We start from the raw sequence: 702 nt of genomic DNA, 5'->3' as shown, positions 1-702 counted from the left end.
ACCATTCGAGTTCCTGAATGTCCATGGGATGCTCGTTGGTCTCGACCGCGGTGACGCGGCCGTCATGCATGCGGATCACACGATCGGCGATCGGCGCGATGGCGGAATTATGCGTCACGATCACCACCGTCGCACCATTCTCACGACTCATATCCTGCAAAATCCGCAACACCTGCTTCCCCGTGTTGTAATCCAACGCGCCCGTCGGCTCATCGCACAACAGGATCTTCGGATTCTTGGCCACCGCACGCGCGATCGCCACACGCTGCTGCTCGCCACCCGACAACTGCGCAGGAAAATTATCCACACGGTCGGCAAGCCCCACGTCCGCCAACGCCTTCACCGGATCCATGGCATCGGCCACGATTTGCGAGGCCAGTTCCACGTTCTCCCTGGCCGTCAGATTGGCGACCAGATTGTAGAACTGGAACACGAAACCGATGTCCGTACGCCGATAGGCCGTCAACTGCTTGGCCGAATAGCCAGAGATGTCCCGCCCGTCGACGACGACCCTGCCCTCGGAATTGGTGTCCATACCGCCCAGAATGTTGAGCACCGTCGACTTGCCCGCACCCGAAGCGCCCAGAATGATCGCCAGCTCACCCTTCTCGATGCCGAAACTCACATCATCGTTCGCAACGATGGTCGTGGAACCCATCTGATAACGCTTGGAGCTATGCACCATCTCGATATACGCCATTG

1 protein-coding gene is annotated in these 702 nt (G+C 58.8%); it reads right to left on the bottom strand.

The window, feature by feature from the left end; all coding sequences use genetic code 11:
• A partial coding sequence (locus tag HMPREF1494_RS09765) for an ABC transporter ATP-binding protein (RefSeq protein ID WP_034522503.1) occupies positions 1-700 on the bottom strand: 700 nt, incomplete at its 3' end.
• Positions 701-702: the final 2 nt, after the last annotated feature.

Origin of the sequence: Bifidobacterium sp. MSTE12, from assembly GCF_000513015.1 — a bacterium.
Lineage (GTDB): Bacteria > Actinomycetota > Actinomycetes > Actinomycetales > Bifidobacteriaceae > Bifidobacterium > Bifidobacterium dentium.
The sequence above is the reverse complement of the archived record's forward strand: the minus strand, read 5'-3'. Positions and strand labels throughout refer to the sequence as shown.